The following is a 14656-nucleotide window of genomic DNA, read 5'->3' as shown; positions in this document are numbered from 1 at the left end:
TCAATTTTCGCGGATTATAACAGTTTATCTAAGCAACAGGTTACTTATCTTTCTGCCAAATACCTTGAGTTAAATTAAGACTTTTATGCTCATCTTCAGACGGACAATAAGTCGGTATCTTACCTTGCATTTTTTGCTGATGATAATCTTTAGTTACCATTGAAATAGCCTTAGTCAGTAAGATCAATGAAATAACATTAAACACTGTCATCAAGCCTGTAGAAAGATCCGCTAAAGCAATCACTTCCGGTAAAGTTGCAACAGAGCCAAACACCAACATGGCTAAAAAGCCTACTTTTAAAAATGAATGGCCATATAAGTTATCTAAATTTAAGTATTTAAGATTATTCTCAGCGTAAGCAAAGTTACCAACAATTGAAGTAAAACCAAATAACATAATCGCAAAGGTAATAAAATCACTCCCCCAGCCGCCAACTTGAAACGCCATAGCTTGTTGCGTTAATTGAATACCTTGTGCCTGTGAACCCGTATCTTTAAAAAGTAAAATAAGAAATGCCGTACATGAACATATAACAATGGTGTCAAAAAACACCGCCAACATTTGTATATACCCCTGAGCAACAGGATGAGGAGGATTAGGTGAAGCCGCAGCGGCTACATTGGGCGCACTGCCCATACCGGCTTCGTTTGAATACAAACCTCGCTTAACACCTTGAACAATAGCAGCACCTACAAGCCCACCACCTGCTTCTTTTAAACCTAAAGCAGAGGCAAATATATCAGCAATAATATTAGGAATTAATGTAATATTTATTGCTATTACATATAAACATACGAGTAAGTAAGCAACCCCCATAAAAGGAACAGTAAACTCAGCAAAACGCGCTATTTTCTTTAAGCCGCCAAATATAATAAAAGCCGCGCAAATGGTAATAACAATACCTGTTGTGAGTTTGTCTAAACCATATGAACCATAAAAAGCATCAGTAATTGAGTTTGCTTGAACTGAACTAAAAACAAAGCCATAACCAAAAAATAAACATAATGAAAACGTTATAGCGAGAGTTTTACTGTTCAGGCCTTTACGCATGTAATACGCGGGGCCACCTCTGAAGTTACCCTGCTCATCTTTTTCTTTATACAATTGGCCTAATGTACTTTCTGCAAAGGCGGTTGCCATCCCCACTAACGCAATTAACCACATCCAAAATACAGCGCCAGCACCACCTAAAGTAATAGCAACAGCAACCCCCATTAAGTTGCCTGTTCCCACTCTAGCAGCTAACGATGTACACAAAGCTTGGAAAGAAGAAATACCCTCTTTAGAGCTTGATCGACTTAACTTTAACAAGGTAAACATGTGAAAAAAATGCGTAAATTGCAGTCCTTTCAAACGCAACGTAAACCATATTCCACAACCACTTAAGAGATATATAAGAACACTTCCCCATAAATATCCGTTAATCGTACCAACCCATTGTTCAATCAAATTTTTATACTCTATTCTTACTTTGTCGTTATTATAACTAAAAAAACCTACATACTTGTCAACTTTTTCATTATTTACAACGATTGCTTAACCTCCTCATTAAAGTGATATAATGAAATGAGAACTTAACCCCATTTAGCTGGAACTGTGAATATAAATGCATAAGAAAATGATCTGCTATTCCAAATTGCACGTAAGTAAGGTATAAAAGCGCCATGAAAATACCAAAACGCTTACAACCCCTTGTTGATGAGGGGATCGTTGATGAAGTACTTAGCCAACTAATGAGTGGCAAAGAGGCCACCGTATATACGGTGCGCTGTGGCGATCAAGTAAAATGCGCTAAAGTTTATAAAGAAGCAAACAAACGTAGCTTTAAAAAAGCGGTTCAATATCAAGAAGGTCGTAAAAGTAAAAACAGCCGCCGAGCAAGAGCCATACAAAAAGGCTCTAAATATGGTAAAGCCCAGCAAGAAGAAGCTTGGCAAAACTCAGAAGTTGATGCGCTTTATTTATTAGCTAGCTCTGGTGTAAGAGTTCCAGAACCTTATGGGTGTTTTGACGGTGTTTTAATTATGGAGCTTATTACCGACGATGAAGGTAGTGTTGCTCCCAGATTAAACGACATAACCATGGATGCAGAGCAAGCTCGCGAAGATCACGCGGTTGTTATGGTTTATATTATGCGCATGTTGTGTGCAGGTATTGTGCATGGTGACTTATCTGAATTTAATGTGTTAGTTGATGAATACGGCCCTGTTATTATCGATTTACCGCAAGCCGTAGACGCCTCATCAAATAACAACGCCAAAAGCATGTTAATACGTGATGTTGAAAACATGACAACCTATTACGCTCAATACGCACCTGATTTAGCACAAAGTAAATATGCTCAAGAAATGTGGGCATTATATGAAGATGGCGAGCTTACGCCTGAAACAGAATTAACAGGCCTATTTACTGAAAGTACAGAATCTGCTGATGTAGATACCGTATTAGAAGAGATAAAAGCCGCATTTGAAGAAGAGCAAAATCGATTAGAGCGTATAAGAGAAGCGAACGAAGAGTAACTTAACTTTCAAATATAAGTCATTTAAAAACAACAAAGGTTGGCATATTCATTACGCCAACCTTTTTTAGTTGTATAACTCAGTATTTATTTGCTTAGTGCATCTTTTAACGCTGCTAAACATAACGCGACATTTTCGCTACGCGCCGCATATCCCATCAAACCAATACGCCAAGCTTTACCGGCAAACTTACCTAAACCTGCACCGATTTCTAAGTTGTACTCTTCAAGTAAATAAGAGCGAACTTTCGCGTCATCAATGCCATCAGGAATATAAACAGAGTTCAACTGAGGTAAGCGTTCATCTTCAGGCACAATATAATTAATGCCTAAATCAGCAAGGCCAGCGGCAAGCGCTTTATGTTGTTTAGCATGGCGAGCCCAGCTGTTTTCTAATCCTTCGTTTTTAAGCATAAGTAACGATTCATGCAAAGCATACAAAGAATTAACCGGTGCGGTATGATGATATGAACGCTTGCCTTCGCCCGACCAATAATCCATCACTAAAGACTGATCTAAAAACCAGCTAGGCACAGGTGTTGTTCTTTCTTGCACAATTTTAGTGGCACGTTCACTAAAACTCACAGGAGAAATCCCCGGTACACAAGACAAACATTTTTGGCTGCCCGAATAAATAGCGTCTATGCCCCACTCATCAACACGTAACTCAACACCACCTAAAGAGGTAACCGCATCAACTATTGTTAAACAATCATGCTGCTGAGCTATTTGACACAAAGTTTTAGCGTCAGACAATGCACCCGTTGATGTTTCTGCGTGTACAAAAGCGACAAAATTAGCGTTTGGATTTTGTTTTAACGCAGCTTCTAGCGCTTGTGGGTCAACAGCTCTGCCCCATTCGCCTTCTACAACAACAAGTTTAGCGCCTAAACGTTTAACGTTTTCGGTCATTCGCATGCCAAAAACACCATTAACACATACAACAACCGTATCTTCAGGCGTTACCAAGTTAACAAAACATGCTTCCATACCTGCTGAACCAGGTGCTGATAAAGCAATAGTAAAAGGGTTGCTGGTTTGAAAAGCATATTGTAATAACGACTTAACTTCGTCCATCATTCCAACAAAAAGAGGATCTAAATGACCAATAGTAGGACGAGATAAAGCCGACAAAACTTGTGGGCTTACATCAGAAGGACCCGGCCCCATTAAGGTACGTGGTACAGGAATAAAAGATTTAATAGACATTACGCATCACCTAAAAGATTTAAAATATATTTCATATGAAGATTAAAAATAAACACGAACAAAACCTGACACAAGTGTCAACTACAAGCATAATAATACATCAACTGTAAACATATACCAGCGTCAATGCACAATGATTATGCTTATACTCAATATATCCAAATATGCATTTTGCTCTAAGGAGCTCGATTAAAAATTTTTTCTTTTAAAAACAAATAATAAAAAGTCTACATGTAAGGAATAGCTAAGCAATTTAATTCTTCTCAAACAAACATCTTTAAGCAGCTTTAGCATAATTTAGGTATAGTAATACCAATCGCAATAACCAATTGATCATTTATACTTGTTTAAATAGCCAATTACATCGTTATTTATTTAATAATTAGAATAACTAGTTATTAAAATAAATGCCTCGCCTACAGGACGTAGGTGCTTAGGTTCCGTCGGGAACGGTGAACCTGTGTATTTGACCATTTATTCTTCGTATAAAATAGGTCAATTCATTAATGCGTTTGGTATAAGATAAATACAGAGTATAATTACTCATTCAAAAAATGTGATGAACTAAACATGGCGTTAAAAGCAACAATTAACAAAGCAACAATTCATTTATCAGATATGGACCGTAACTATTACGACACCATTAACCTGACCATTGCTCAGCATCCTTCTGAAACCGACTCTCGTATGATGGTTCGTTTAATCGCCTTTATATTAAATGCCAATGAAAACCTGCAATTTGGCAAAGGCGTAAGTGATGAAGACGAAGCCGCTATATGGCAAGTCAATTACTCTGAAGAAATAGAACTATGGATTGAACTAGGCCAGCTTGACGAGAAACGCATTAAAAAAGCCTGCAATAGATCACAACAAGTAAAACTGTATTGCTATGGCAGCAGTGTTGACACTTGGTGGAAACAATCAGAAAGTAAACTACGCCAATTTGACAAATTATCGATTGAACAATTCAGCGAAGAAACAACAGACGCTCTAGCACAATTAATATCAAGAACAATGGAGTTTCAATGTAGTATTCAAGATGGTCAGCTATGGTTAACAGCAGGTGATGAAAGCTTGTTGATTGAAACCACTAAACTACTTTAAAAATCATATATTCCATCAAGTAAAGCTTTACAACAGCCAGTAGTTGCAAAATTAATATTTTTGCTCGATAGTAGCCTTATTATTACTTTTCAAAAACTGGCAAATTTACATGTTAAAAACCAATCAAATACGTAGGTTAACCTTAGGCATAACCTCATGTTTAGCTTTATTATCAGCCCCTTTACTCGCTGACAACATATCAAAAAAGCAGATGATAACAGACATCACTTACCTAGCCAGCGATGATCTAAAAGGTAGAGCAAGCTTTTCGCCTGAAATAGATATTGCCGCTGACTATATAGGTAAACGTTTTTCTGATATTGGCCTAAAAACTTTAGAAGGATTATCCACTTACAAACAAACCTTTACTATTACCAGTATTACACCCAGTGCATTTTCAGTCAGTTTAAATGGTAAAGAAATACCTAAAAGTAACATTACCGTTGCCAGCACCATGAAAGATCTGACATGGACAAATCCTGATGCAATAAAAACTCATATTTTAGGTAAAAAAGACAATTTCAGAGATTTACTGCGCAAAGTGAATAATGCAGGCGGACAAAATCTCATCTTAGTGAATACAGCGCATAACGATATTTTTCAAAAGTACCAACAATTTTTAAACCGTGGTTTAACTAAACTTGTGGTAGAAGGTAATGGTGAAAATCATCAAGGCGCAATTGTACTTGTACTAACAAATGAAACAGATGTTCAACAAATTCAGGTTCAAGCTTCAACCACTATAAGTAAAAAATCATTAACGAATGTAGTGGGTATATTACCGGGTAATAGTAAAGCAGATGAAATTGTTATGTTTTCAGCGCACTACGACCACTTAGGCACAACGCCTGATGGTAAACAAATTTACAATGGTGCAGACGATGATGCTTCAGGCACTACAGCTGTTATTAACTTAGCTGAACATTTTGCTAAACAAGGCACTAACGCCAGAACCTTAATGTTTGCCGCTTTTACGGCTGAAGAAATTGGCGGGTACGGCTCACGTTATTTATCTCAACAACTCAATCCAGACAATGTTATCGCTATGATAAATATTGAAATGATAGGTAAACCATCAAAATTTGGTGCGGGTACTTTATGGATGACAGGAATGGAGCGATCTAACCTAGGCGAATTATTAAATAAAAGTTTAGCTCCGCACAACATGGAAATATTCACCGATCCATATCCTGAACAAGGTTTATTCTACCGTTCAGACAACGCAACATTAGCGCGTTTAGGTGTTCCTGCTCATAGTTTTAGTAGTACACAACTTGATAAAGACCAGCATTACCATCAAACGTCAGACGACATTAACAGCTTAGATTTAAACTCTATGCACAAAGTTATTGAGTCATTATCAATAGCCAGTAAAGACATAGTTAATGGTAAAATAACGCCAACACGAGTGGATGTATCTAAAGTAGATGCTCACGGAAAAATATATTAATAACTTATAGAACAATAGCTTGCATTTAAGCTATTGTTCTTCCCATCTCATTTTATATTCAAGTGTTGATTGATCTTCAACATAAAAACCATGCCTTATGTATAAATTTTTTGCGGGGTTATCAAATAATACATTTAATGTAACGGGTAATTGATTTTCTCTCGCCTTCTTTTTCACCACATTTAAAACATAACTACCAATGCCTTTTCTGTGAAATGAAGGGAGTATTTGAAATTGTCGAATATGAATACGGTTTGAAAACACACCTAATTTAATTAAACCAATATTTTGTTGATGATTAGTAATAATAAATGAATCATTAAAAAACTCATTAATACGGTTGATATGATCTTGCTCAGAAAAATTAAAACCAGCATTATTCAAATGCTCTGTCATTGTCGATTTTCTTAACAATAATAAAAAATCAATATCAGTACTTACCGCACGCCTAAAACCAACAGACAACTTCATTTAAACGTAAACCTCGCTTATTCTTATTAAAATAACAAGAATAAGCGTTTTATAAAAAGAATAATAGCTAGATTAGTAACTAACCCGAATAGGGATAACTAAGTTGGAGCCGTAACCTTAGTTCGTTTTCTCCCGCCCCATTGATATAAAGCTAAACCGCCCATAACAAACGAAGCACCAATAATTAAATTGTCGGTAACAGTTTCATTATTAAGTAATGCACCAAAACATATGGCAATAACAGGCGTAATCATAGTTATTAATGCTACCGTACTCGCATCTAATTTTTGCAATACATAATAATAAGCAATAAAACCAATTAGAGAACCAAATACACCTAAGTATAAAATAGCTAATAACGATTTAGTTTCCCACTCATCTATTGGCAGAGTTCCGTCAAAAATCAACCATACAGCAACAAAAAATGGAATTGAAAACACTAATGAACCAACAGTTGAAGCCAAAGCATTTATTTTTATATCAACACTCTTTACTAATACTCCACTGATACTAAAAAAGAAAACAGCACATAAAACTGCAGCAATACCTAAATAACTATCTGAAGATAAAGCGCCTGTTTGTGCAAAAACCTTGTCGTAACAAACAATAGCTAAACCTATCATGGCAAATAATAATGCAAACTTTTTGGTTTTACTAAACTTAGGTTCGTTTAATATTTTTTGGGCTAAAACACCTGAAAAAATAGGCGCTAAACCAAAAATCAAAGATATTAACCCCGAAGCAATATACTGGGCAGCAACATAAGCAAACGACATACCACCAAAAATACCAATAGTTGAATAACCATATAACTTAAATGCTTGTCGGTTTAAAGGAAGCTCTATCTTACTTATTTTTAAAATTAACCCGCCAAGAACAACAGCAATAACCATACGAGCCAGTACTGCTAGCGTTGGGTTAACGGTTTCACTACTCCAAGTAATCCCCAACGGTGTTGTTGACCAAATTAATACAACAGCAAAGTAAGCAGCTGGTACCGACATAATATATCTCCTTGTTATACCTAACGGTATTAATGATGCCGAAGAATAACTGCAAACTTTGTTATATAAAAAAGACAAAAGCCGCAGAATTTTCGTTCTGCGGCTTTAAAATGATTAGTTACTTTATTATCAATTCACCACAGAAAAAACTTCCCAGCGTTTGGCCGCAATGACCATACGATTAAGAATAGGATTTAATACTGTAATGAGAAGGTTAAACATATTTTAGCGTTCTTAATATTTAATAAGTTAATAATAGCCCTAACATACTCGCTATTGTTGAAACATAAGTCAACCCGTAAAAACCTTTTTAAAAATAAAACTTTTACAATGTAAAACAAAGTTAATTTATAGCGTTCTAGTGTTTACTTTGTGTCTGTAATATTTAAAGATAATAGTAATAATAACGAAAATACGAGTTCCTTCATGTTATACACAACGGTTACATCTCCTCAAAGAAAATCTATCTCTCTCGTTGCCCACGACAATATGAAAAAAGATTTACTACTTTGGTGCCAAAAATTTGAATCTAAGCTTACCGAACACCAATTATATGCCACCGGTACTACCGGCACATTATTAGCTAACAATACAGGCTTAACCATTAATAAACTCATTAGTGGTCCATTAGGTGGCGACCAACAAATAGGCGCACTTATTACTGAACAAAAAGTAGATATGCTTATCTTCTTTTGGGATCCATTAGAAGCGCAACCTCATGACCCTGACGTAAAAGCTCTTTTAAGACTCGCCGCAGTTTGGAATATTCCTGTTGCCTGTAATCAAGCCTCTGCTGATTTTTTAATTAACTCAACCTTGTTTGATACCGAATACGAGAAAAAAATTCCTGACTACGAAAACTATATGAGTAGCCGAATATCATAAAAAACCTCATTTACACCAGCGGCCTTTTTTAAGGCCCTTGGTTTTAATAGTTCATATATTAAGCACTATTAACCCTAATTAAATTTAATTCCATTTATTTTCCTAGTTTATTCAAGTTATTACCTATCTACACCTTGGCTTTCCCTGTCTAATATGAAATATGATATATACTTATCAAAATATACAATATTAAAGCGCTAATACGTGAAATAAGTAGATTAATGAAAAAAACTTTAAGCTTTGGATTTATTAACATTTTATCTGAGAATATTGCCGAAATTATTATTAATAATAATGTGGTAATAACGCTTGAAATGATCGACGAATACGATCAATTTTTAGCTGAGCATTTTAAAGAAGATTTTGGCTTATTAATTAATAGAATTAACCACTATAGCTTCACTTTCGAAGCTCAGTTAAGTATAGGTTCATTAGAAGGACTAAAAGCGATGGCTGTTATTTACTATAATGAAGTGAGTAAAGAATCAACCAGCAATATTTTGAAAGCACGTGAAGTTGATAACTTTAATTTAAAAATGTTTTCAGGCTTAGAGCTTGGCTGGCAATCTGGTTTAGACTGGCTTAATAAAGAACTTAATAATACCAAGTGACGATTACATTATTTAACCTCAACTCGGGTTAATGAATGTTAGCGAATGAATTAAAGTTAATATTTATCAAAAACTTAATGTGTATCGTTGTTTTCCTAAGCTATATTAGCTTCTCAACATTGATATTTTTGTGTATAACAAGGCGAATTTTTCTATCTAATAGCTGGCTATTAGTAATAAATTCAACGAAGTTAGACGTAAAAATAGCTTGTTGAGTAACTTTGCTTATCCCGAGCTGAGGTTATTTAGATACTGCATGACCAAGATTAGCTTAAATCACATAAAAACAGTCTTTAACACCTCGTAAAAACATAAATTTTATCTTTTTAAAACAATCCATTAACAAATAAAGCCATTGTTGCCAACTTTGCTTTTTCAGTGGTATTCTATTGTGCCTAATCACAATAATAATAATAATAAAAGGTTTATATGGACATTAAAGTTAATGGAAAAACCCATACACTGATTGTAGATAACAACATGCCCTTACTTTGGGTATTAAGAGACGAGTTAAACATCAATGGCCCCAAATACGGTTGTGGCATTGCCATGTGTGGCGCTTGTACTGTTCATATAGGTAAAACAGCTATTCGTTCATGCTCATTTCCGGTTGGACAAGTTTATGACGACATAACTACCATTGAAGGGCTAGGCACGCCATCAGCCATGCATATAGTGCAAAGAGCTTGGGTAGAGCATCAAGTCGCGCAATGTGGTTACTGTCAGCCAGGTCAAATTATGTCGGCTGTTGCACTGCTTACACAAAACACCTCTCCTACAGATTCAGATATAGACAACGCCATGTCTGGTAACTTGTGTCGATGTGGTACGTATCCAAAAATTAAAGCCGCCATAAAAACCGCCGCTATTAATATCATTCAAGAAAAAAACACCATGTCCTTAATCGGCACATCGGCTGAAGGTGACAGTAATGGGTAAGCTAAAAACATTTACCCGCAGAAGTTTTTTAATTGGCTCTACCGCTATTGCGGGTGGCGTAGCTTTTGGTTATTACCAATACAAACAGCCTCAAGACAACCCATTACTTAAATTTCCTAAACTTAACCAGTCTATTATCACGCCTTATATCAAAATTGATCAGCAAGGCGTTACCATCATTACTCCCCGAGCAGAAATGGGGCAAGGCATACACACAACGCTAGCCGCTTTAGTGGCTGAAGAGCTCGACTTAAGCTGGGAAACAATAAGAGTAGAACATGGCCCAGCATCAAGCACCTACCATAATGCAGCAGTGTTAGAAGAAGGCTTACCTTTTGCCGCCACCAATAATGGCCTTATGGCTAACAGCATTAGAAAACTAACCAAAATACCGGCCAAGTTTTTAGGTATGCAAATTACAGGCGGGTCTTCTTCAATTGTTGATGCATATGAAAAAATGCGATTAGCCGGAGCAACAGCCAGAGCCGTACTTATTGAAGCTGCAGCACAAATATTAAAAGTAGACAAAACAACACTCTTTACTTACCAAGGGCATGTTGTAAGTAGTAGCGGAGAAAAAATCTCTTACAGTGAACTTGCACCTACAGCACAAAAAATAACACCACCTACAGATATACAATTAAAAAGAAAAGAAGACTGGAAGTTGCTGGGAAAATCGTTACCTCGTATAGATATGGTAGCGAAATGTACCGGAACAGCTGAGTTTTCAATAGACGTAAATACTGATGATTTATTGTATGCTACCGTTAAAATGAATCCAAACTTAGGCGCTAAGCTACTCGCCTACGACGATTCAAATGCAATATCTATGACTGGCGTAAAACAAGTTATTAACTTAAATAACAAAGGTGTAGCCGTTATAGCCAGTAATACTTGGTATGCATTACAAGCCGCTAAAAATATAAACTTTACTTGGGAGAACGCTGCCTACCCTGCGTCTACAGATGAAATGTTCGAAGTAGTCAAAAATTCATTTTCTGAAAAACATATAGACAGCACCCTCAAACAAGAAGGTGACATAGATACTGCAATAGCAAATATAAATGAATCATCTGAATCGATAATAGAAGGCGAATACAAGGTTCCTTATTTAGCCCACACCACAATGGAACCACTTAATGCCACAGTATTACTGGGGCAATATGAAATTCAAATATGGGCAGGTAATCAAAACCCCACTCAAATAGTAAAAGAAGCAGAAAAAATAACAGGTTTTTCACCTCAGCATATTATTGTGCATACCACCTATATGGGCGGTGGTTTTGGCCGAAGAGCAGAAATGGACTTTATTAAATACGCCATTGAAATAGCGCAACACACACAAGGTAAACCCATAAAAGTTACCTGGTCGAGAGAAGAAGATACCACACACGATTACTACCGACCTTTAGCACTGGCTAAATTTAAAGGTATAAGTACAAATAACACAATAAAAGCACTCGACTTACAACTCGCCTGCCCTTCAGTATTAACCTCTCAAATGGGTAGAATGGGAATTCCTTTAGCTGGGCCTGATGTTTCCATAGTACAAGCAGCTTGGGAACAACCCTACAATATTGAACACTATCAGGTACGAGGTTACAAAGTACCTGAAATGTTACCTATTAGCTCTTGGCGATCAGTTGGTGCTTCACAAAATGGATTTTTTCATGAAAGTGTTATCGACGAATTAGCCCATAGCGCAGGTATAGATCCACTCACTTGTCGACTCAACCTTATTAATCATCACCCCAGTAAAAAAGTTATTGAAGCCGTGGCTAAAATGGCAAACTGGCATACTAAACGCCCTAAAAACATCGGATTAGGTATCGCTTTCACCTTATCTTTTGGCGTGCCCGTAGCTGAAATAGTAGAAGTAGAAAACACACCAAACGGTATAAAAATACTAAATGTATATGCCGCGGTAGATGTAGGTATAGCATTAGATCCTCGAAACATTAAAGCTCAAGTAATGTCTGGTATTATTTTTGGATTATCCGCCGCTATGATGGGAGAGATCACAGTAAAAGACGGAAAAGTAGAACAAACTAATTTTCATCAATACGATGCCATTAGAATGAATCAAGCACCTAACATTCAAGTAAAAGTATTAGAAAACGGAGAAAAAATAAGAGGAATCGGAGAGCCGGGTACACCACCAGCCGCTCCAGCTTTAGGTAATGCTATATTTGCCGCAACAGGTAAAAGAATTAGAGAACTACCTTTTAATAAATCAATTAGCTTTGTTTAGGAGCTGTTGATCTTTGCTGATTATTTTTGAAACAGTTTATTAGCCTTTTATAGAGCATATGTTTCGTAGTAATTAAAAAGACATAAAAAAATGGTTTGTTACCACAAAGTAACAAACCATCTCTACATCAAAAAACACAACTAATTATAATTCAACCGGCTGAATCCAGTTAAACGTGTCTTCATGTGTGCCGTACTGAATACCCGTTAACACATCATATAAATGTTTAGACACAGCACCCGTTTTTTGATTATTCACAACATAATCTTTATCTTTAAAGCACAATACGCCAACAGGTGAAATAACCGCAGCCGTACCACAACCAAATACCTCAGTTATTTTACCGCTCGCGATATCAGCAAGAATAACCTCAATATCTAAACGCTCTTCTGCAACTTCATAACCTAATGTAGGAGCAAGCTTTAACAAAGAATCGCGCGTAACACCCGGTAAAATACTGCCACTTAATGAAGGCGTTACAATACGCTTACCTTCATAAACAAAACAGATATTCATCGCGCCCACTTCCTCAACATAACGCCCTTCTACAGCGTCTAACCAAAGCACTTGAGAATAACCTTTTTTAACAACATCTTCAGACGCATATAAACTAGCCGCATAGTTACCGCCTGTTTTAGCTTCACCAACACCACCAACAACAGCACGACGGTATTTATCAGCAACATGCACAGCAATAGGCTCTAAACCACCTTTAAAGTATGCGCCTGCTGGCCCACAAATAATAAAGTGCTGATAACTAGAGCTAGCACCTAAACCTAGTTTAGGGCTTGTAGCAATCATAGTTGGACGAATATAAAGCGACGAACCATTTTGAGACGGCACCCACTGATGATCTAAAGCAATTAACGACTTAATAGCATCTAAATGTAAAGCTTCATCAACTTGAGGCATAACCATACGATTAGCAGAACGATTGAAGCGTTTAATATTCTCTTCAGGACGAAATAAATTAATAACACCTGTAGGAGATCGGTAAGCTTTTAAACCTTCAAAAATTTCTTGGCTGTAATGAAAAACAGCAGCAGAAGGATCAAGCGATAATGAATGATAAGGGCTAATTAAAGCATTGTTCCAGCCAGATGTTTGGTCGTATTCTTGTGTAAACATGTGATCTGAAAAGGTAGTACCAAACGCAAAATTCTCAGGACAAGATCGGCGTTGATTCACATCAAGTGGCTGAATCGTGATAGACATTATATTTCCTCAAGTAAATCGTTAAATTATTCGTTTTTTTAATGATATCACCATACTCAGTGTAAACAGAAGATGCCCGTTAAAAAAAGCTTCAAAAACGTAAATATATTTTAACAAAAAGCGTAATTAATTATTTATGGTTTAAAAATAAATATTTTTGATAAATATTTGACTTGTTAAAAAACCTGATAAATCCAAATTTTAAAGTATTTCAGTAAAAAGGTTTCTTCTTTACTTGGCTGCCTGTGCGGCAGTGAACGCAAGAACCAACAAGAAACCGATACGCTTAGATTTCTAAGCTGCCTGTGCGGCAGTGAACGTTGTTGCTAAAAAAAGCCTTGCTGCTTTATTTTTCTAAGCTGCCTGTGCGGCAGTGAACTCTTGGCATCCTTCTTCAATGTTTTTTTGTTGTTTCTAAGCTGCCTGTGCGGCAGTGAACTAAGTAAGTTGTTTTTTTATCTTGGCTTTTCATTTCTAAGCTGCCTGTGCGGCAGTGAACTCATAGAAACAAGAGCTTGCTTGACATCTTGATTTCTAAGCTGCCTGTGCGGCAGTGAACAATACAAAGAAATTGATTCACTAGAACTTACATTTCTAAGCTGCCTGTGCGGCAGTGAACGTAGTGAAAGTACATTTGCACTTAGGGTTGTTTTTCTAAGCTGCCTGTGCGGCAGTGAACAATACCAAGACGGTTCTGTGCGCTATTTTGTATTTCTAAGCTGCCTGTACGGCAGTGAACAACGAAGAATTGTTACACTATGCGCACCAAAGTTTCTAAGCTGCCTGTGCGGCAGTGAACATGAGTACACCTACCGAACAAAAGCAAAAAATTTTCTAAGCTGCCTGTGCGGCAGTGAACCATTCGAATTACATGTGGGAACTATCCCTATTTTTCTAAGCTGCCTGTGCGGCAGTGAACTCACAAGCATTTTTAATTGCTTTACTGGTCATTTTCTAAGCTGCCTGTGCGGCAGTGAACCAAGCGTGGCATGTGTTGG

12 protein-coding genes and 1 CRISPR repeat array (1 of these 13 cut by a window edge) are annotated in these 14656 nt (G+C 36.7%); of the genes, 7 read left to right on the top strand and 5 right to left on the bottom strand.

What is annotated here, in order from left to right:
- Positions 1-40: 40 nt before the first annotated feature.
- On the bottom strand, positions 41-1450 hold the full coding sequence (locus ACM9HF_RS20740; RefSeq protein ID WP_473613442.1) for an alanine/glycine:cation symporter family protein: 1410 nt from the start codon (positions 1448-1450) through the stop codon (positions 41-43).
- 215 nt (positions 1451-1665) lie between these two features.
- On the opposite strand from ACM9HF_RS20740, the gene ACM9HF_RS20735 reads away from it, so the two are divergent.
- The gene (locus ACM9HF_RS20735; RefSeq protein ID WP_473613441.1) at positions 1666-2520 is read left to right on the top strand and encodes a PA4780 family RIO1-like protein kinase; all 855 of its coding nucleotides are present in this window, start codon (positions 1666-1668) and stop codon (positions 2518-2520) included.
- An 86-nt stretch (positions 2521-2606) separates the two neighbouring features.
- Here ACM9HF_RS20735 and ACM9HF_RS20730 read toward each other — a convergent pair whose 3' ends face one another.
- Positions 2607-3728 (bottom strand): pyridoxal-phosphate-dependent aminotransferase family protein, encoded by a 1122-nt coding sequence (locus ACM9HF_RS20730; protein ID WP_473613440.1) that lies wholly within the window; start codon positions 3726-3728, stop codon positions 2607-2609.
- 570 nt (positions 3729-4298) lie between these two features.
- Between ACM9HF_RS20730 and ACM9HF_RS20725 the strand changes: the two genes are divergently transcribed.
- Together ACM9HF_RS20725 and ACM9HF_RS20720 are read left to right on the top strand one after the other, a co-directional pair.
- Positions 4299-4832, top strand: a complete 534-nt coding sequence (locus tag ACM9HF_RS20725; protein WP_473613439.1) for a YaeQ family protein — start codon at positions 4299-4301, stop codon at positions 4830-4832.
- Positions 4833-4941: 109 nt separating this feature from the next.
- A complete protein-coding gene (locus tag ACM9HF_RS20720) occupies positions 4942-6282 on the top strand; it encodes a M20/M25/M40 family metallo-hydrolase (RefSeq protein ID WP_473613438.1) in 1341 nt (446 codons plus the stop codon).
- Positions 6283-6312: 30 nt separating this feature from the next.
- On the opposite strand, the gene ACM9HF_RS20715 is transcribed toward ACM9HF_RS20720, so the two are convergent.
- Positions 6313-6753, bottom strand: a complete 441-nt coding sequence (locus tag ACM9HF_RS20715) for a GNAT family N-acetyltransferase (RefSeq protein WP_473613437.1) — start codon at positions 6751-6753, stop codon at positions 6313-6315.
- 98 nt (positions 6754-6851) lie between these two features.
- Positions 6852-7757, bottom strand: a complete 906-nt coding sequence (locus ACM9HF_RS20710) for a DMT family transporter (RefSeq protein WP_473613436.1) — start codon at positions 7755-7757, stop codon at positions 6852-6854.
- A gap of 426 nt (positions 7758-8183) precedes the next feature.
- Between ACM9HF_RS20710 and ACM9HF_RS20705 the strand changes: the two genes are divergently transcribed.
- From ACM9HF_RS20705 to ACM9HF_RS20690, 4 genes are all read left to right on the top strand, one after another.
- On the top strand, positions 8184-8642 hold the full coding sequence (locus ACM9HF_RS20705) for a methylglyoxal synthase (RefSeq protein ID WP_473613435.1): 459 nt from the start codon (positions 8184-8186) through the stop codon (positions 8640-8642).
- Positions 8643-8863: 221 nt separating this feature from the next.
- The gene (locus tag ACM9HF_RS20700) at positions 8864-9253 is read left to right on the top strand and encodes a hypothetical protein (protein ID WP_473613434.1); all 390 of its coding nucleotides are present in this window, start codon (positions 8864-8866) and stop codon (positions 9251-9253) included.
- A 429-nt stretch (positions 9254-9682) separates the two neighbouring features.
- Positions 9683-10192 carry a (2Fe-2S)-binding protein gene (locus tag ACM9HF_RS20695; RefSeq protein WP_473613433.1) on the top strand — a complete coding sequence of 170 codons (510 nt, stop codon included), beginning with the start codon at positions 9683-9685 and terminating at the stop codon, positions 10190-10192.
- Complete coding sequence (locus ACM9HF_RS20690; RefSeq protein ID WP_473613432.1) at positions 10185-12443, top strand: xanthine dehydrogenase family protein molybdopterin-binding subunit; 2259 nt, start codon at positions 10185-10187, stop codon at positions 12441-12443. Before ACM9HF_RS20695 ends, ACM9HF_RS20690 begins: the two co-directional genes overlap by 8 nt.
- Positions 12444-12587: 144 nt before the next feature.
- Here ACM9HF_RS20690 and ACM9HF_RS20685 read toward each other — a convergent pair whose 3' ends face one another.
- Complete coding sequence (locus ACM9HF_RS20685; protein ID WP_473613431.1) at positions 12588-13658, bottom strand: branched-chain amino acid aminotransferase; 1071 nt, start codon at positions 13656-13658, stop codon at positions 12588-12590.
- Between the two features lie 231 nt (positions 13659-13889).
- Positions 13890-14656: a CRISPR direct-repeat array (repeat unit 28 nt; unit sequence TTTCTAAGCTGCCTGTGCGGCAGTGAAC) (it continues 2442 nt past the right edge of the window).

Source organism: Colwellia sp. RE-S-Sl-9, from assembly GCF_048296855.1.
Taxonomy (GTDB): domain Bacteria; phylum Pseudomonadota; class Gammaproteobacteria; order Enterobacterales; family Alteromonadaceae; genus Pseudocolwellia.
This window is presented reverse-complemented; position numbering and strand designations above follow the sequence as displayed.